This is a genomic window from Leeuwenhoekiella sp. H156, assembly GCF_052218455.1.
Classification (GTDB): Bacteria; Bacteroidota; Bacteroidia; order Flavobacteriales; family Flavobacteriaceae; genus Leeuwenhoekiella; species Leeuwenhoekiella parthenopeia.
Genome location: NZ_CP197499.1, coordinates 243,467 through 262,769, shown reverse-complemented (window position 1 = coordinate 262,769; position 19,303 = coordinate 243,467). Strand labels below are relative to the sequence as shown.

The window sequence follows — 19,303 nt, the reverse complement described above, 5'->3', positions numbered from 1 at the left end:
CAACCTAACAACGTGAATATACCTGTAAAACATATCCTTTTTGTAGACGCAGATCGGGAAGCCCAAAGCAGGTTTAATTCCTACTTTGACACCGGTAGTTTCCTGGTTTACAACTTTAACTCGGCGATGGGAGCAATTCAGCATATAAAGGAAAGCAAACCCGCAGATGTTTTAATTATTAACGAAAATGCCAAACCTATGGGAGCAGCACAAACCCTAAACTACTTAAGCGACGAATTGCAGTTTAAGGCCAAAACCTTTGTTACTTCAGAGTCTAAGGGCAGTTTTGAAACAGACAGCGCAGTCTATGAGGTTTTAAAAAAGCCCTTCGATGAAACCGAATTTCAGAAAGTGGAATCTGCTTTAGGTTATACTAAAAAGATTTCAGACGAGTTGTATTCTTTAGATTACCTCAAAGAGCTTTCAGACGGCGATCCTGTTTTTATAAATCAAAGCATACAAATGTTTATCGAAACCGTAGGTCCGCGTATCGAAGAACTCAAAGCGCTATCTGCTGCAAAAGCCTATCAAAAGATAGCTGAGGTTGCACATAACATTAAACCTTCTTTTGAGATGATCCTCAACAAGCGGGGTGCAGAACTTTGCAATTTCCTGGCTCATCACTCAGCCCCGGGAGATTTTAAGAGTTATGTTGAAGATTTAAATGAAGAATACCTACTCGTTGAAAAACACTTGCGTGAGGATTTTTTATCTAAAGAAAATAGCTTATGAAAAAGAGAATAATGGTAATAGAAGACAATCCTATGGTGGTTAAGTCGCTCGAGTTTAAGCTCAGCAAAGACGGCTATGATGTGGTGGTTGCAGAGGATGGAAGAACAGCGATGAAATTATTGTCAGAATCTGCTTTTGATCTCATTCTTACCGATTTGATGCTGCCCTTTGTCTCCGGAAATGAGATTATTGAGTTTATTAAAAGCGAATGTCCCGACGTTCCCATCATTGTACTTTCTACTTCAACACAGGAAGATATAATCACCGAAGCATTTACGATGGGAGTAGATGATTTTATCACCAAGCCTTTTAGTCCTAACGAGTTATCGCTTCGGGTAAAACGCTCTTTAGCTAAAGTTTAATTTATAGAAACACTAATGTAAGATACAGTTCACCAAATCCGGCTTCCCCAAGTCATAATTTAATCGTATTATGGAATTCAATTCTTTTGAAGGCGCAGAGCATTGGCCTTTTATTCTAAAAATAAACCTAGTGCTCAGCCTGTTTTTTTTAATGCTCACGTTAGCCTTTGTAGCGCTGGTAATTTATTTACGCATCCGTAAAAACCGAATGGAAGCCTACAGGACGCGCTTCGATAGGAAGCTGATCGAATTCTTTAATCATTTTTTGTTTGATGAGGATTTTAAGAGAGCAGCAGAACTGGGCGATTTTAAATTCAGATATTTAAAAACGGCTTACGATCATAAATTGGCCATCAAGCAGGTTTTAATTTTTGATGAAAACCTGAAAGGCGAATCATCAGAAGCCATTAAGGAGCTTTTTAATGGGCTGGGCCTGTACAAATACCTGCTTAGCGATCTTAAAGCAAAAGCCTGGTACAGGCAGGCGCGTGCACTTTATGCCCTTTCAAAACTGGGCATTAAGGTACCGGAGGCACTGGTTACCCCGTTTTTACATTCAAACCGGGTCGAATTGCGACAGCAGGCTATGCTGTATTTTCTGAATACATCACAGGAAAACCCTCTGGCTTTTTTAGATGATTTAGACCGGGAGCTTAGCCTATGGCAACAGGTATTTATTGAAAACAGTCTGATAAATTTTGATCTGGAGGTCCCTGATTTTGGCAGGTGGTTTAATCACGACAAAAGCAGTGTGGTTGTTTTCTGCATCAAAATGGTTGTAAGCTTTAACCAGTTTCAAAACATTCCTCTTCTCATAGAGGCGCTAGACCATACCGATGAGGCGGTACGGGCTCAGGCCATCAACTCCCTTAAGATTATGGAAGTTACAGATGCCCTGCAGCTCATGACTGCAAATTTCCCTTACGAGAGCCCTTCAAACAAAAGAGCCATACTCTACGCCATCGAAAAAATAGGTACGGCCAAAGATTTACGTACGCTGGTAAGTGCTATAGGCAGGGAGGAAGAAAACCTGCAGATTGATTATTATAAAATAGCTACCCGTTTTGAAAATGAAATACCGGTACGCAAACTTATAAACCCCGATAACATAACTAATGACTGGGCTGATTATCAGTATTATTCAAAACGCGTGCTTCAGGGGGCTTAATGCACACCGATGCGGGTGACCCGATTTTAGCCCGTAGCCTGTTTTAGGGCGAATGTTAAATCTTAGCTGTTTCATTCAGCTTGTAGCTAAAGCTTTCTTCATGTTTAAACGAAGTTCTTTATCTTACTTTAAAAACAAGACTTGAATATAAGCATCCAGGATATCATTCACGTTTTTAGTGTTCTGTTTTTGATCTACGGGCTGATCATAATTTCAGGGTATATCTTTTCGGCTTTTTTTTCAATCATCGAGATCAGAGATTATAAGCGCAAAAACAATTTCCAGGATGAAGTGGCACTTTTACAGTCGGCTAACCTTCCATCCATTTCGGTTCTTGCACCGGCGTATAACGAAGAGGCCAATGTGGTTGAAAACATCCGCTCGCTGCTTACCTTAAACTATCCTTCTTTTGAAATTGTGATCATCAATGACGGCAGTAAAGACAACTCATTGCAAAAAATGATAGACACCTTTCAGCTGGAGCCCGAAGAGCTGGTGCATTACCATCATATTCCCACTAAAAAAGTGAGGGGTATATACAAATCAAAGATCAAAGCCTATAAAAATTTAAGGGTAATAGATAAGGCAAATGGGGGCAAAGCAGATGCTTTAAATACCGGGATTAACTGCTGCAATCATGATCTTATTTGCTGTATTGATGTCGACTGTATTCTCGAACGCAACGCGTTATTAAAACTCATAAGGCCTTTTTTAAACGACACCAAACGCGTTATTGCCAGCGGTGGCATCATTCGGGTAGCTAACAATTGCGTTATAGAAGACGGGCGTATTCTGGAGGTTCGGTTGCCCGGCACATTTATCGCCCGGGCTCAAATCCTTGAGTATTTCAGGGCATTTTTAATGGGCAGAATGGCCTGGTCTCGGGTAGATGGTCTGCTTTTGATCTCCGGGGCTTTTGGTATGTTTGATAAGAAAACCGTTATTGAAGCCGGGGGTTACGATCATAGCACAGTAGGGGAAGATATGGAACTCCTGGTGCGTATGCGTCGTATCATGCGCGAGCAAAACATCCCCTATACCGTAGGTTTTGTGCCAGACCCGCTCTGCTGGACCGAAGTTCCCGAAAATAAACAGATTCTGATGCGACAGCGCAATCGCTGGGCACGGGGCACGGTAGAAACCCTCTTGAAGCATAAAAAGATGCTTTTTAATCCGAAATATGGTGTTTTGGGCCTGCTGAGTACCCCGTACTGGATGTTTTTTGAATGGCTGGCACCGGTTCTCGAATTTGTAGGGATTGTGTTTTTTATCATTCTGGTTTTATTGGGGCAGGTAAATTTTCAGGTCTTTGCGATATTCTTCCTGGTGGTCTATTCGTTTTCGGTCTTGTTTTCTATCACAGCCATCTATTTTGAAGAGTATTCCTTTCAGCAGTATAAAAAACCAAAGTACATGTTTCAGCTCATGCGTACCGCGCTTTTAGAACCTCTTTTCTATCATCCCATCGTGATGTGGGCTGCCGTAAAGGGAAATATAGATCTTATACGCGGCAAAAAATCCTGGGGACAGATGACCCGTACAGGTTTGGGCAGCACAACAAAAAAATAATCAGCATAAAAACCCCTAATCTATGAAATGGGTATTCACCTTAATACTAACAAGTTTACTCTTCATTTCGGACTCTTTTGGCCAGGAACAAACTCCCACTCCGGATGCCTTATACCGTGAGGCGCGTTTGGCCGCTTTTGATAATCAGGACTACGCGCGTGCTGTAAGCCTGTTAAAACAGGGATTGGATCTGGCTCCTGCTTATCTGGAAATGCGTGTCTTTTTGGGAAGGGTATATACCTTTTCAGACAGTTTGTCTTTGGCACGTAAAACCTTTGAGCAGGTGCTGCAGCAGGAAGAAGGCCACGAGGAAGCCAGTCTGGGCTATGGCTATTTAGAATACTGGAATAAAAATACCGCAGAGGCTTTAAAACGGGTAAACAAGGGGCTGGAGTTTCATCCCGATTCAGAGTCTTTAGGTGTCTTAAAGGCTAAAATTCTCTACGAATTACGGCAGCCGGAAGAAGCTTCATCGCTCTTAGACGCGGTTCTGGCCACGCATCCCGGCAATACCGAAGCGAGAAGCCTGCAGCAGCGTCAAAATAGCCTGAGCACAAAGAATGCCGTAGGTGTTTCTTATGAGTATGTGTACTTTGATAAGCGCTTTGATGATCCCTGGCACATCGCGTTTGCAGATTACAGCAGGCAAACCGGAGCCGGTCTTTTTACCGCTCGTGTCAATTATGCCAGCCGGTTCAATCAAAATGCCCTGCAGGCAGAAGCAGAAGCTTATCCACGTATTTCCGAGCGTTTTTATGGCTTTATCAATCTCGGAATTTCAGACGACAGTGGTGTTTTTCCTCGATTCAGGGCCGGGGTTAATTTGTACGCCAATCTGCCTGCTGCCTTTGAGGTCGATGCGGGCATCAGATATCTGGTCTTTGATGAGGATCAGTTCATATACACTTTGGGTGCCGGTAAATACCTCAAAAACTTTTGGTTAAACCTGCGTACCTACATCATTCCCAACGACTCCGAATTAAGCGGTTCTGTAGCTTTTACCCTGCGTTATTATTTAGGCGGGCGGGATGATTATCTGGGGCTGCGTTTGGGAACCGGTCTTTCGCCCGATGACAGCGCCAACACCGTCCTTTTTGGCGGCTCGGGAACTAACCGCTTACGCTCCAGAAACGCTGCGGCTTTCTGGCGTACACCTCTCGGTAATTCGTTTATCTTAAACCTGGAAACCGGTCTTGAAGATCAGCAATTCACGGCTACAGAACGAGGCCTTCAGTTTAATGCTGCAATAGGTTTAATCAAACGTTTTTAAAAAGCACATTAAACACCGCTTAAGTCATGTATATCCCCTAAAATTCGCCAGATTGATAAACTACTGCTTTTAACTTGTAAAACAACGATAAAATTGACGATTGGAAGAGATCAGATTCTGATTATCAGAAATTAAGGCTACCTTTAAAGGAATAATGCCTTTAAGGCTTTGCCTGCTGGTCTTTTACCTCAAATCGTAGTTTAATCCTGTTTTATGAAAGAGCGTATTTTGGTTATTGAGGATAATCCTCAGGTAGCAGACTCCCTGTGCTATATCCTGGGAAAAGAGGGGTATCAGGTAACCGCCTGTTTTGACGGACTATCAGCGCTTAATCGTATGGAGCATGAAGACTACGATCTTATAATTACCGATTTGCTGGTTCCCTTTGTGTCCGGGATCAAACTCATCAGACACATCCGTTTAAGTAAACCCGTATTACCCATTTTTGTGATTTCTTCGGTTATTGAAGATAAAGTGATCGAGCACATCAGATTACTTGGGGTTTATGATTTTTTACAAAAACCTTTTAATGCCAGAGACTTATGTGCAGATATTAAAAAACGCCTGCTGGTGGCCTAGTTTAGCTTTAAGAAAACCTTACCATCCGTTTTACGGCAAAACCCCTGTGAACTCCTAATTTTGAAAAAAAACAGGAGTTATGAATCGCGCAATACACTTACAAAACAGACCCACAGGAAGACCGGCGCTTTCTGATTTTAAATTCGTAGAAGAAGAAAAGCCAGCTCCCGGTGAAGGTCAGATTTTGCTGGAAACCAAATACATTTCGGTCGATCCGTACCTGCGCGGTCGTATGATTGATGCAAAATCCTATATCCCTCCTTTTGAACTTCATAAACCCATCACTTCCGGAATAATCGCTGAAGTCAAAGAATCGAAGCATCCCGATTTTAAGGAAGGCGATTTTGTAAACGGAATGCTGGCCTGGAAAGAATTTCAGGTTTCTGATGGCAAGAGATTAACTAAAGTAGACCCGGATCAGGCTCCGCTTTCGGCCTATCTGGGAATATTAGGAATGACCGGGCTAACCGCTTACTTCGGCCTCACCGACATAGGTAAACCAAAATCCGGAGAGACCATTCTGGTTACGGGTGCCGCCGGTGCTGTAGGCAGTGTAGTGGGGCAGCTGGGTAAAATCTTCGAATGTAAGGTTGTGGGTATCGCCGGAAGCGACGATAAGATCGATCTCATTACATCCGATTTTGGCTTTGACGCCGGGATCAATTACAAAACTACCGATGATATGAAAGCTGCCGTTGCAGAGGCCTGCCCTGGTGGGGTAGATGTGTTTTTTGATAATGTAGGCGGAAGTATTTTTGATGCGGTCATGGCCAACACCAATCGGGGAGCCCGGGTGGTTTTATGCGGCGCAATTGCAGACTATAACAAGACCGAAACTCCAACGGGACCACGGGTAAACAGCACGTTGATTAAAAACAGCATTTTGATGCAGGGCTTTACGGTGGGCAATTACCAAAGCGAATTCCAGAAGGGCATTCAAAAACTGGCCGGTTGGTTAAAAGAAGATAAACTCAATTATGAGGAGACCATCGTCGAAGGTTTTGAGCATACGCCTCAGGCATTTTTAGATTTGTTTGACGGTAAAAACACCGGGAAAATGGTGGTTAAAATCTAAGTATCAGGAGTATAAAATTTTGTGAAATCTGCTATAGAAGAGATGAGGTCTTGTTAAGTATAGGCTAATTGCTGTATCTTTGTGTCCTTATGAAGCAAATTGTAAATCAAATAGGAGCTGTCTTAATGGCGTTTGTGGTGCTTTTTACCACAATGTCCTTTACAGTGAATATGCACTATTGTGGCGATTTGCTTGTAGATTTTTCACTTACCAATCACGCAAAATCATGTGGGATGGAGCAGTCTCCAAACGATGTGAGTGACTGCGAACTGCAACTTCAGAAAAAATCCTGCTGTTCTGATAAGGAACTTTCGGCAAAAGCACAGGAAAATTTAAAACCTGCTTTTCACGATTTAGATGTCAATCAGCAGCTTTTTATAACCTCATTTTTATTTTCATACGCACTGCTTTTTGAACCTCAGGAAGCAGATTTCAATTCATTTGAGGCTTACTTACCACCACCCCTGATACGGGACGTACAGACGCTCGATCAGGTTTTTCGTATTTGATTCTTTTTTTGAACTGAAACCAAATTTGGTTTTAGGTTGTTTTCGCATTCGCGAAAGCATTAACGCACCTGTTTATACCGTGCATTTTTCAATCTAAGTAATCAATACCGTAGTTTATGCTCAATAAAAGCATCAAATTTTTTATCGAAAACAAGTTGGTCGCCTTCCTGCTCCTGGCGCTTTTTGTAGGCTGGGGAGTTGCCAATGCACCCTTTGACTGGGACACGGGCCTCATCCCACGTGATCCTGTGGCCGTAGATGCAATCCCGGATATTGGGGAAAACCAGCAAATTGTTTTCACCAAATGGCCCGGACGCTCCCCGCAGGATATCGAAGATCAGATCAGCTATCCGCTTACCACCGCGCTTCTGGGAATTCCCGGAGTTAAAACCATTCGATCTTCTTCGATGTTTGGCTTTAGCAGCATCTATATCATTTTTGAAGAGGATATCGAATTTTACTGGAGCCGTAGCCGCATTCTTGAAAAACTCAATTCTTTACCCTCGGGCTTATTGCCGGATGGAGTTAATCCTTCGCTGGGACCGGATGCCACAGGTCTGGGTCAGATTTTTTGGTACACGCTTGAAGGGCGTGATCCTCAGGGCAAGGTTACCGGCGGCTGGGATTTACAGGAATTGCGCAGCATTCAGGACTATTACGTTAAATACGGTCTGGCTTCGGCAGGTGGCGTTTCTGAAGTGGCGTCTATTGGCGGCTACGTGCAGGAATATCAGATTGACGTAAATCCCGAGTTGTTGCGTCAGTACAATATTGGTCTGGACGCGCTGGTCATGGCGGTGAAAGAAAGCAACAAGGAAATTGGTGCTCAAACCCTTGAGATCAATAAAGCCGAATATCTGGTACGCGGATTGGGATATATCAAATCGGTAGCCGATTTGGAAAATGCAGTGGTTACTTCGTCAGATTTTACGGCTATCCGCATCAAGGATATTGCAAAGGTTTCCCTTGGGCCTGCGCCACGCCGTGGTATTTTAGACAAGGAAGGGGCTGAGGTTGTGGGTGGAGTAGTGGTGGCGCGTTACGGTGCAAACCCGATGGAGGTGATTACCAATGTGAAGGAGAAAATCGCCGAGATTAGTGGTGGTTTGCCTTCAAAAACCCTTGCAGACGGCACCAAATCCCAACTGACTATTGTTCCGTTTTACGATCGTACGCATCTTATTGAGGAAACCCTGGGCACCCTCGATGAAGCCCTAACGATGGAAATTCTCATCACCATTCTGGTTATTATCGTAATGGTGTTTAACCTCAGGGCATCGGCTTTGATCTCAGGCTTGTTGCCGGTCGCCGTGCTTATGGTATTTATTGCGATGAAATGGTTTGATGTAGACGCCAATATCGTAGCACTTTCGGGTATTGCAATTGCGATAGGCACCATGGTCGATGTGGGGGTCATCCTCACCGAAAATATGATCAGACATCTGGATGAGCAGGAGCATCAGCCCGAAAAGCTTCCGTTAAACACGCTTATTTACAATGCTACTGCCGAAGTATCGGGTGCTATTGTGACCGCAGTGATGACCACAATCATCAGTTTTATTCCGGTATTTACGATGATTGGTGCCGAAGGTAAACTCTTCCGGCCGCTGGCTTTTACCAAAACTGTGGCCCTCGCAGCCTCCCTGGTTATCGCTTTGTTTCTCATTCCGCCTTTCGCGGCTTTGATTTTCCGCAGAAAACAAATGCGAACTTCCCTCGCCAATGGGTTACAGGTACTTTTAATAGCATTGGGAGTACTGGCCATTGTATTGGGATACTGGTTAGGCCTGGTATTGATTGCGTTTGGTGCGCTCTATTTTTTACACAAAGCGGAAAAGTTACCTTTTAATGGTTTGCCGCAGGCGGAAGGCATTGTGGTGATTACGGCAATTGTGTTTTTATTGGCGACCTATTGGCGTCCTTTGGGCTTCGACCGAAGCATTCTGATCAATCTTATTTTTGTCGCTTTTATCTGTGGGGTATTTTTTGGAGCCTTCTGGGTCCTGCAGCATTTTTACGAACGCATCCTGCGCTGGGCATTGTCAAACCGGCTGTTATTCCTGAGCGTTCCGCTCACGGTGTTGATTTGCGGGGGTTTTATCCTAAGCAACACCGGAAAGGAATTTATGCCGGCACTCAATGAAGGTACTTTTCTGTTGATGCCAACTTCCCTTCCGCACGCCGGAGTTGAAGAAAACAAGCGGGTATTGCAGCAGCTCGATATGGCAGTAGCCAGTATTCCCGAAATTGAAACGGTGGTGGGCAAGTCCGGAAGAACGGAGTCTGCATTAGACCCTGCGCCCCTGTCTATGTATGAAAACATCATTCAGTATAAACCTGAGTTTATGTTTAATGCAAACGGTAAGCGGCAGCGTTATCAGGTAGACGAAGACGGTTTTTTTGTACTTAAGAACGGCGGAAAGACAGCTAATCCCAATTCAGATTTATCTGACGAAAATGATGTCAGTTCGAGCGGTTCTGCTGAGCAGGGTCGAAGTACAGTCGAGAACCCTTTCCCGGTCAGCGCAGATCAACTGGTAGAAGATGAAGACGGCGAATACTACCGCAACTGGCGGCCTGAAATTGAATCGGCCGATGATATCTGGAATGAGATTGCGCGGGTAACCAAACTTCCCGGGGTAACTTCGGCGCCCAAATTACAGCCTATCGAAACCCGTTTGGTAATGCTGCAAACCGGGATGCGTGCGCCTATGGGGATTAAAGTTAAAGGTCAGGACCTGCGCCAGATTGAAGCTTTTGGGCTGGAGCTGGAAACGATTCTAAAACAGGCTGAAGGCGTTAAGGAAGAGGCTGTTTTTGCAGACCGCATTGTAGGTAAACCCTATCTGCTTATCGATATCGACCGGGATCGTCTGGTGCGTTACGGCATCAGCATAGAGCAGGTGCAACAGGTGCTTGAAGTCGCGGTGGGGGGTATGCCCATCACCCAAACCGTGGAAGGTCGCGAGCGTTATGCGGTGCGGGTGCGTTATCCCCGCGAACTGCGGGATACGCCCGATGATTTAAAATCCATTTACGTTCCGGTGGAGAAGGGGAGTCCGGTGCCGCTTAGCGAACTCGTCACGATTAAATACGAGCAGGGGCCGCAGGTGATCAAGAGCGAAGATACTTTTCTGGTAGGCTATGTGCTTTTTGACAAACAGGACGGTTATGCCGAGGTTAATGTGGTCGAAAATGCGCAGCGCCTTATTCAGTCTAAAATTGATTCCGGCGAACTCGTCGTGCCTCAGGGAATCAGTTATCAGTTTACGGGGACTTATGAAAACCAGCTGCGGGCGGAAAAAACACTGAGTGTCGTTGTACCCCTGTGTTTGCTCATCATTTTCCTGATTTTGTATTTTCAGTTTCGGTCTGTCTCTACATCGCTTATGGTCTTCACGGGCATCGCCGTGGCTTTTGCCGGTGGCTTTATTATGATGTGGCTGTACGGTCAGGATTGGTTTTTAAACTTCAGTTTTTTTGGCGAAAATGTCCGCGATCTGTTCAATATGAAAACCATAAATCTCAGTGTGGCGGTTTGGGTAGGCTTTATCGCCCTTTTTGGTATTGCTACCGATGACGGTGTGGTGATGGCGACCTATCTGACGCAGACTTTTGAAAAGGAAAGCCCTGAAGATCGTAAAGAAATTCGTGAGGCGACGCTTATCGCAGCAGGCAAGCGTATACGTCCGTGTCTGATGACCACGGTAACCACGATTTTGGCACTGTTACCGGTACTCACGTCAACCGGAAGGGGAAGTGATATTATGATCCCGATGGCCATCCCCGTTTTCGGCGGGATGATCATTGACGTAACTTCCTATTTCATCGTTCCGGTTTTATACAGCTGGTACAAGGAACGGGAGCTTGCCAGACGTGGGGTTTTAGAAGTGAGAAGTGAGAAGTAAGAAGTGAAAAGTAGAAAGTAAAAAGTAAAAAGTGAAAATGGATGTCAGTTCGAGGGCAGTCGAGAACCAACCGGCGGCTGAGTGAATTTGAAATAGCGTGGGCAATTTCAAATTTGTATCGAAGCCAAAGGTGTTTAAAGTAGAAAATATGAAATACGAAGTAGAAAGTAAGAGGTGAAAAGTAAGAAGAAATTGTTACGAGTTATTGGAATAGAACGATTCAACGATTCCACTTTTTACAGAACCGAATAATAAATAATAAATAATGAACAGCATAAAACCACACAAGGGTGTGCTAACCTTGATTTTGGCCCTCCTAATCTTAGGCATCACGGACTTGAACTCTCAGCAACTCAGTGATTATCTGGAGCAGGCGGTTGTAGCAAATCCCGAGATCAGGGCCTACGAACTGCGCTACAACGTGGCTCAGGAAAAGGCCACTGAAGTGAATACACTACCTGATACCGAGTTTGCAGTGGGTTATTTTGTGAGTACACCCGAGACGCGCACCGGGGCGCAGCGTGCCCGTTTTTCGGTGAAGCAAATGCTGCCCTGGTTTGGTACCATTAACGCCCGTATTGCCGCTCAGGATGCTATGGCAGAGGCAGAGTATCTGGAATATGTGATCGCAAAGCGAAAGCTGCAGCTCGAGGTCGCCCAAAGCTATTATACGATGTACGGCATTAAGGCCCGGATGCTCGTTTTACAGCAAAACAAAGAACTCTTAAAAACCTATGAAGAGTTGGCCCTCACTGCAGTTGAAGTGGGCAAAGCTTCGGCGGTAGATTTTTTAAAAATTCAGATCAGGCAGAACGAACTCGAGGCGCAACGCCGGGTGCTTGCCGAAGAACTTAAGGCCGCACAGATTCAGTTTAATGCGTTGTTGAATGCCGAGGGATCAGCGCCGGTGCGTCTTGTTGACAGTCTGGCGATTCCGGTTTCAGATCCGGAAGCTTCGCTGGAAGTTTTGGAGCAAAACCCGGAGCTGCTCAAATACGACCGAATCTACGAAAGTATCGCCAGTGCCGAGGCGCTCAACCAGCGCGAGGCTGCTCCCAAGTTTGGAGTAGGCCTTGATTATATTCCGGTATCGGAACGCACCGATATGATGATGCCGGACAATGGGAAAGATATTGTGATGCCTATGGTTTCGGTTTCGGTGCCTATTTTCAATAACAAATACAAATCGGTCACCCGGCAAAACGAGTTGAGACAGCAGGAAGTTGAAGCCCAGCGTTCGCAACGCCTAAACATGTTACGAAGCCTTTTCGCGGAAGCGCAAAAGAATAGAAACACCGCCCGCATACAGTACAATACACAGGAGCAAAACTTAAAACAGGCACGGGATGCCGAGTCTATTTTGCTGAAAAATTACGAGACCGGAACTATAGATTTTAGTGAAGTGCTCGATATACAGGAACTGCAATTAACTATTCAAACCAAACAAATCGAAGCGGTACAGCGCTATTACGGGCAGGCCGCAATACTCAATTATCTAATTCAATTTTAAAATTAAACACCATGAAAAACACAGTAAAATTTGTAATGATCGCGGCTACCGCGCTAAGCATCACTTCTTGCGGAAACGACAAAAAGAATAACAATGAGGGCGAAGACGCATTGGTAGAAGAGCGTATGGTTGATGAGCAGGAAATGGAAGGCATGGACCATATGGATGGCGCAGATATGGATCATTCGATGCACACAGATGCCGAAATGAAGACAGACGATGCCGCGCTAAGCTTTGAGGATGAGAACGTGGCCGCAGTGTGGAAAGCCTACAACAGCGTTCGTCTGGCCCTTATAGCTTCAGACCCGGCTAAAGCGAAGCAGGAGGCTGCAAATCTGGCCATGATTTTTGACGAAAGCAATGCCAAATTAAAATCTGCTGCCAGTGCTATTGCTTCAAGTGAAGATTTGAAAGTGCAGCGCACCGCATTTTCACAGTTCTCTAACGCAGCCGAAGCTTATTTTAAAGGAACTTTAAACAGCGGAACCCTGTACAAGCAGCATTGTCCAATGGCCTTTGACGGTAAAGGTGGAGACTGGCTTTCTAATGAAGCGGCTATTAAAAATCCGTATTACGGAGATCAGATGCTTACCTGTGGCTCTGTGACCGCTACGATTACCAAGTAGTCAACTTTGAAATCAGACTGTCAGTCTGCTCCGAATTCTGCGGAATAGACCTGTGGGTATAGTTTAAAACGATTAATGTCTCTGGCGCGTTAATATTGGGACCCTTTTTATAAAACTGCCTGCGGAGTTCAGCGTATGAATTGTGAATAATGAATCAGAGATAAGGAATCACATTATGAATGACTTTTTAGAACAATGGGGCGAGGCAGCCTATACAACAACCGGATTTTTTTGGATGGCACTTTGGGCGTTTGCCCTGGGCTATGTGATAAGCAGTATGATCCAGATTTTTGTAACCGAAAAGAAGATGCAAAAAACCATGGGAGGAGCCGAGGGCAAAGGCGTTTTGCTCGGCACCTTCTTCGGGTTTATCAGCAGTTCGTGCAGTTTTGCAGCTTTGGCATCTACCAAATCCCTGTTTAAAAAAGGAGCCAGTTTTGTATCGAGTATCGCCTTTTTGCTGGCTTCTACAAATCTGGTTATCGAATTAGGAATCATCATTTCGATATTTCTGGGATGGCAGTTTGTGGTAGGCGAGTACGTTGGCGGAATGTTGTTGATACTCATCAGCTGGCTGCTCATACGCCTCATCAACCCTAAGAAGCTCATTGAAAAAGCCCGGAAAAATTTAGAGGACAACGACAAAGACGACGATGAGAATTCCAAATCATGGAAAGACAAAATGAAGTCTGAAGAAAGTTGGGCTAAGGTTTCCAAACAATATGGGATGGAGTGGAAGATGGTTTGGAAAGATGTCACCGTAGGTTTTACCATCGCAGGTATTGTTGCCGCATTTGTGCCCGATGCGTGGTTTCAAACACTCTTTATCGGCACCGGTAACGGTAATACTGATTTCTCGTTTCTTGAAATTCTGGAACACATTGTAGTGGGTCCCGTGGCCGCGTTTATCACGTTTATCGGTTCTATGGGCAATATTCCGCTGGCGGCTTTGCTCTTTGGTAAAGGTGTCAGTTTTGCAGGGGTAATGGCCTTTATCTTTAGTGATCTGGTGGTGTTTCCCATTTTGCGCATCAATGCCAAATACTACGGGTGGAAGATGTCTTTGTTTATTCTCTTTCTGCTTTTTACCGCTTTGGTAGGAGCTTCGTTAATCCTGCATTATTCGTTTGACGTGTTCAGTATTCTACCGGATTCTTCACAGGTTACGATTCAGGATTCCGAGTATTTCAAAATCGATTATACCTTTTACCTCAATTTGGTCTTTTTGGCTATTTCGGGATATTTGATCTATCTGGGCTTTTTTAAGCGAAAGGATATTATGCATATGAAGGAAATGGCGCCTAAGAGTGAATTGCTCGAGAAGATCCTTAAATATGCTGCATTGATTTGTTATGTCTGGCTCGCGGGTGGCTTGATTGTTAAGTTTTTTGTTTAGGATGAAAAAGGAGTACTACATAAAAAATATGGTTTGCGATCGCTGCAAGCAGGTGGTGCAGCAGGTTGCTGAAGCAGCACAGGCTAAAGTAGATCATTTGCAATTGGGTAATGTGGTACTTGAGGTTAATGCGGCTTTTGATGAGCAGCTGTTTGAAAACGAATTGCAGAAAAAAGGATTTGAACTGATGCAACATCCTGAAGTACTGCTTGCCGAAGAAATCAAACTGGCACTGATAGAGCGAATAAATGATAATGTGGAAGAAAACCTCCCTTCCTATCTGGTAAAGAAACTGAACAGAGATTACAGCCTGCTCAGTAAGACTTTTAAGAAGGTTGAAGGCCAAACCCTTGAGAAATTTGTGATCAAACTGAAGATTGAAAAGGTAAAGGAGTTCATACAGATGAACAGGCTTTCTTTTTCTGAAATCGCACACAGGCTGGGCTATAAGTCGATACATCACCTTTCGGGACAGTTTAAAACCACTACCGGAATGACGATGAGCGCCTATAAAAACAGTCAGGAATGGAATAGGATTGGCATTGACAATATTGTGTAAATACTATCTGTAATTCTGTAAATCAAAGCAAAAGGCACAGCTTATTTTTGGTTTAAAATCAAAAAATCATGAAACATACCTATAGCATAAGCGGAATGACCTGTAACGGCTGTCGCAATCACGTAGCGCAAACCCTTGCACAGATTGAAGGCGTTGAGGAAGTGAGTGTTGATCTGGAAAAGGCCGAGGCTCATATTACGATGGAAAAGCACATTGCTTTGGAAACCTTTCAAAAAGCCCTGAAGGCAGCTGGAGGGGGGTACAGCATTCACCCGTTAAAGGAGCACGCAGCGATGACACACACCTATCACATTCACGGAATGACCTGCAACGGTTGTCGCAATCACGTGGAGCAAACGCTGGCCGGGGTTGAAGGCGTGAAAAATGTGGAGGTCAATTTAGAAAAAGCGGAAGCGGTTATCGAGATGGATCATCACATAAAACTTGATACGTTTAAGCAGGCCCTTGAAGCGGATGGCGGCAACTACAGCATTCATATGCCCGGCGATCACCAGCATCACGATAAGGAACATAAACCGAAAAATACAGTAGGGAAGAATAAGACGGGCGCTTCGTCCCCCAATGGGGGCTCGGGGGCTTTTTACTGCCCCATGCATTGTGAGGGTGATAAGACCTATGACAAACCCGGAGATTGCCCGGTTTGCGGAATGGACTTGGTTCAGGAGCAGTCCTCCTTTTCTGGGAGGCAGCAAGAGGGAGGATATACCTGTCCCATGCACCCCGAAGTCGTAGAAGATGAGCCCGGAAGCTGCCCCATTTGCGGGATGGATTTGGTCCCTAAAGAACCCGATCTTTCCGCCGAAGAAAAGACTTACAAAAAGCTGCTGCGCAAATTGTGGATTGCATCGGCTTTTACCCTGCCTATTTTTATCATTGCTATGAGCGAGATGATCAGCAACAATCCGCTGTACGATCTGATGCCGCTTAAATACTGGAACTGGGTGCAGTTTGCACTTTCGCTTCCGGTGGTGTTTTACGCGACCTGGATGTTTTTTGAGCGCGCCTGGAGATCGGTTAAGACCTGGAATCTCAATATGTTTACGCTTATCGGCATCGGTGCCGGGGTAGCCTGGTTGTTCAGTTTGTTTGGGATGCTGGTGCCCGATTTCTTTCCGCCTCAATTCAAGACCGAAGCGGGTACCGTGCACGTCTACTTTGAGGCAGCGACCGTTATCCTTACGCTTGTGCTTATGGGGCAGGTGCTTGAAGCCCGTGCCCACAGCAAGACCAATTCAGCCGTTAAAGAACTGCTGAAACTGGCACCCAACAAAGCGATAAAAGTGGTTGACGGGGAAGAAGAGGAAGTGTCTATAGATGCTATTGAAAAAGGCGATATTTTACGTGTAAAACCCGGTGACAAAATTCCGGTAGATGGTGTCATTACCGAGGGAGAGACCTCTATTGACGAGTCTATGATTACCGGGGAGCCTATGCCGGTTTCTAAAGCCGAGGGCGATTCGGTGAGCAGCGGTACCATCAACGGCAGTCAGTCTTTTTTAATGAAAGCCGAAAAAATAGGCGGAGAAACCCTGCTGGCCCAAATCATCGAGATGGTTAATAAGGCCAGTCGCAGTCAGGCGCCTATTCAGAAACTAGCCGATAAGATTTCGTCGTATTTCGTGCCGGTGGTGGTGGTTATTGCGGTGCTCACTTTTGTGATCTGGGCTGTTTTTGGCCCCGAACCGGTGTACGTTTACGCACTGGTAAACGCCATTGCCGTGCTCATCATAGCCTGTCCCTGTGCTTTAGGGCTTGCCACACCGATGTCGGTTATGGTTGGTGTGGGTAAAGGTGCGCAAAATGGGGTGCTGATTAAGAATGCCGAAGCCCTCGAAAAAATGGATAAGATAGATACGCTTATCATTGATAAAACGGGTACCATAACCGAAGGGAAACCTTCGGTAGAAGCCATAGGCAGTGCTGCGGGTTTTGAAGAAAGTCAAATTCTCACCTACATCGCCGCGCTCAACAATCAGAGTGAGCATCCGCTGGCTGAGGCAACCATCCGCTATGCGAAAGAACAGGGAATGAAACCCGGCAAAGCCGAAAACTTCAAAGCGGTAACCGGTAAGGGGGTGACAGGAAGTTTTGAAGGTAAAAACCTGGCACTGGGTAATGAGAAGATGATGCAACAGGCAGAGGCTGCGATTCCTGAAGCCTTGCAGCAGGAAGCGCTTGCCCAACAGAAGAAAGGCAAAACCGTTTCGTTTCTGGCGGTAGATCAAAAGGCGGTGGGCTATGTGGTGATTTCAGACAAAATCAAGGCCACCAGTAAACAGGCGATTAACGCCTTACGGAATAAAGGCATTGACGTCATTATGCTTACCGGTGATAATGAAGATACGGCTCGTGCGGTAGCTCAGGATTTGAATCTCACCAGTTTTAAGGCCGAAATGCTTCCGCAGGACAAATTAAGCGAAGTAGAACGCCTGCAAAAAGAAGGGCATCGTGTGGCTATGGCCGGTGACGGGATCAATGACGCTCCCGCTTTGGCACAAAGCAACGTGGGGATCGCTATGGGCACCGGTACCGATGTGGCCATAGAAAGCGCGGCTATTACATTAGTAAAAGGCGATCTTCACGGTATCGTAAAAGCCCGAAACCTGAGCGATGCAGTAATGCGCAATATCAAGCAAAACCTGTTTTTTGCGCTTATTTATAATTCGGTGGGAGTGCCGGTCGCGGCAGGAGTTTTGTTTCCGTTTTTCGGAATTTTACTTTCGCCGATGATTGCGGCTCTGGCGATGAGTTTCAGTTCGGTATCGGTAATCGTAAACGCCCTGCGCCTGCGCAGTAAATCTTTAGAATAATCTATGGGGAAATTAAGAGCACGTAAAAAAATCAGAAAAATACACCGGTATTTGGGATTGTTTATCGGGATTCAGTTTATCATGTGGACGGTAAGCGGACTCTACTTCAGCTGGACCGATATTGATGAGATTCACGGCGATCATTTTCGGCAGGAGGTCAGTAAGACCGCCTTTGGCGAACTCATTAGTCCGGCAGCATTAGATTCGACTTTAAAAATCTCAAGTCTTGTGCTGCGCGAAATCAATAGCAAGCCGTATTACTGGATTAACAACAGTTCTTTATACGATGCTCAAACAGGTTATTTAAAAGACGGAATTACCCCTGAAGAAGCCCTCAATATTGCGGCCTTGCACATCAAACCCGAGCTGAAGGTTGCAGGAATTGAAAAAATAAGAACCACCGATGCACATCACGAGTACCGGGAAAAATTGCTTCCGGCTTATGTGGTGAGCTATGAAGGCGACGATGCGTTAAAGGCCTATATTTCTGTGGCTGACGGAACTTTTCAAACCGTACGCCATCGCGACTGGCGCTGGTTTGACTTTTTATGGATGACCCACACGATGGACTATGAAGGTCGCGATGACATCAATAATTTACTACTGCGCATCTTTTCCGTTTTGGGATTATTAACCGTGCTGAGCGGCTTTGTGCTGTGGTACATCAGTTCGCCCACGATTAGAAAATGGAGCAGAAGAAAATAACCTAATTCAAAACCAATGAAAACGACTAACGACTCGCACACCAAACCGAAAGCCTATACCAAATTCCTGTTGATGCTGGCCTGCTCTTTCGCAGCGATGTACATCACGATGTATTTAAATACCTACGAGATAGACCACGTTTACTTTAGCCTTACCCGCTTTTATATGTCCTTATTGGGTATTTGTACAATGGCAGTAATTATGCTGCTGTTTATGCTGAATATGTACACGCATAAGCTTAAAAATGCAGCTATTTTGATAGGAAGTCTGGTGGTTTTTTGCAGCGCCTTGTATTTAGTAAGAGCGCAGAAACCTATAGGAGATGTTTCGTGGATGAAAGCGATGATTCCGCATCATTCCATCGCTATATTAACCAGCAACCGGGCCGATATCAAAGATCCCGAAGTAAAGAAACTGGCAGAAGAAATTATTAAAGCTCAGGAAAAAGAGATTGCAGAGATGAAGGCGATGATTAAGCGTCTGGAAGCTGCAGAATAAAAACGT

At 45.1% G+C, this 19,303-nt stretch carries 16 protein-coding genes; all 16 read left to right on the top strand.

All coding sequences use genetic code 11. From position 1 onward, the window contains the following. Positions 1 to 12: 12 nt before the first annotated feature. The 16 genes from ACSSS3_RS01060 to ACSSS3_RS00985 all read left to right on the top strand — a co-directional run bounded on the left by ACSSS3_RS01060 (position 13) and on the right by ACSSS3_RS00985 (position 19,297). A complete protein-coding gene (locus ACSSS3_RS01060) occupies positions 13 to 732 on the top strand; it encodes an Hpt domain-containing protein (RefSeq protein ID WP_442846096.1) in 720 nt (239 codons plus the stop codon). Then, positions 729 to 1,094: a response regulator transcription factor gene (locus ACSSS3_RS01055; protein WP_228230341.1), complete on the top strand. Its 366-nt coding sequence runs from the start codon at positions 729 to 731 to the stop codon at positions 1,092 to 1,094. The genes ACSSS3_RS01060 and ACSSS3_RS01055 overlap by 4 nt, the downstream gene beginning before the upstream one ends. Before the next feature lie 70 nt (positions 1,095 to 1,164). Further along, positions 1,165 to 2,262: a HEAT repeat domain-containing protein gene (locus ACSSS3_RS01050; protein ID WP_442846095.1), complete on the top strand. Its 1,098-nt coding sequence runs from the start codon at positions 1,165 to 1,167 to the stop codon at positions 2,260 to 2,262. A gap of 141 nt (positions 2,263 to 2,403) precedes the next feature. Next, positions 2,404 to 3,831, top strand: coding sequence for a glycosyltransferase family 2 protein (locus ACSSS3_RS01045; RefSeq protein ID WP_442846094.1), 1,428 nt, complete (start codon positions 2,404 to 2,406; stop codon positions 3,829 to 3,831). Positions 3,832 to 3,853: 22 nt separating this feature from the next. Then, positions 3,854 to 5,101, top strand: a complete 1,248-nt coding sequence (locus tag ACSSS3_RS01040) for a YaiO family outer membrane beta-barrel protein (RefSeq protein WP_442846093.1) — start codon at positions 3,854 to 3,856, stop codon at positions 5,099 to 5,101. Positions 5,102 to 5,314: 213 nt separating this feature from the next. Next, the gene (locus ACSSS3_RS01035; RefSeq protein WP_442846092.1) at positions 5,315 to 5,680 is read left to right on the top strand and encodes a response regulator; all 366 of its coding nucleotides are present in this window, start codon (positions 5,315 to 5,317) and stop codon (positions 5,678 to 5,680) included. Positions 5,681 to 5,759: 79 nt separating this feature from the next. Further along, positions 5,760 to 6,755: an NADP-dependent oxidoreductase gene (locus ACSSS3_RS01030; protein ID WP_442846091.1), complete on the top strand. Its 996-nt coding sequence runs from the start codon at positions 5,760 to 5,762 to the stop codon at positions 6,753 to 6,755. A gap of 89 nt (positions 6,756 to 6,844) precedes the next feature. Next, entirely contained in the window at positions 6,845 to 7,264 is a 420-nt protein-coding gene (locus tag ACSSS3_RS01025; protein WP_442846090.1) for an HYC_CC_PP family protein, read from the top strand. Positions 7,265 to 7,380: 116 nt separating this feature from the next. Continuing rightward, positions 7,381 to 11,172 (top strand): efflux RND transporter permease subunit, encoded by a 3,792-nt coding sequence (locus tag ACSSS3_RS01020; protein WP_442846089.1) that lies wholly within the window; start codon positions 7,381 to 7,383, stop codon positions 11,170 to 11,172. 265 nt (positions 11,173 to 11,437) lie between these two features. Continuing rightward, the gene (locus ACSSS3_RS01015) at positions 11,438 to 12,682 is read left to right on the top strand and encodes a TolC family protein (RefSeq protein ID WP_442846088.1); all 1,245 of its coding nucleotides are present in this window, start codon (positions 11,438 to 11,440) and stop codon (positions 12,680 to 12,682) included. Between the two features lie 11 nt (positions 12,683 to 12,693). Continuing rightward, positions 12,694 to 13,308: a DUF3347 domain-containing protein gene (locus ACSSS3_RS01010; RefSeq protein ID WP_442846087.1), complete on the top strand. Its 615-nt coding sequence runs from the start codon at positions 12,694 to 12,696 to the stop codon at positions 13,306 to 13,308. 175 nt (positions 13,309 to 13,483) lie between these two features. After that, complete coding sequence (locus tag ACSSS3_RS01005) at positions 13,484 to 14,704, top strand: permease (protein ID WP_442846086.1); 1,221 nt, start codon at positions 13,484 to 13,486, stop codon at positions 14,702 to 14,704. Position 14,705: 1 nt separating this feature from the next. Further along, a complete protein-coding gene (locus tag ACSSS3_RS01000; protein ID WP_442846085.1) occupies positions 14,706 to 15,263 on the top strand; it encodes a helix-turn-helix domain-containing protein in 558 nt (185 codons plus the stop codon). A gap of 68 nt (positions 15,264 to 15,331) precedes the next feature. Beyond that, positions 15,332 to 18,094: a heavy metal translocating P-type ATPase gene (locus tag ACSSS3_RS00995; protein WP_442846084.1), complete on the top strand. Its 2,763-nt coding sequence runs from the start codon at positions 15,332 to 15,334 to the stop codon at positions 18,092 to 18,094. A gap of 3 nt (positions 18,095 to 18,097) precedes the next feature. Beyond that, positions 18,098 to 18,799 (top strand): PepSY domain-containing protein, encoded by a 702-nt coding sequence (locus tag ACSSS3_RS00990; protein ID WP_442846083.1) that lies wholly within the window; start codon positions 18,098 to 18,100, stop codon positions 18,797 to 18,799. Positions 18,800 to 18,814: 15 nt separating this feature from the next. Then, the gene (locus ACSSS3_RS00985; RefSeq protein ID WP_099646745.1) at positions 18,815 to 19,297 is read left to right on the top strand and encodes a DUF305 domain-containing protein; all 483 of its coding nucleotides are present in this window, start codon (positions 18,815 to 18,817) and stop codon (positions 19,295 to 19,297) included. The last annotated feature ends 6 nt before the right edge of the window (positions 19,298 to 19,303 follow it).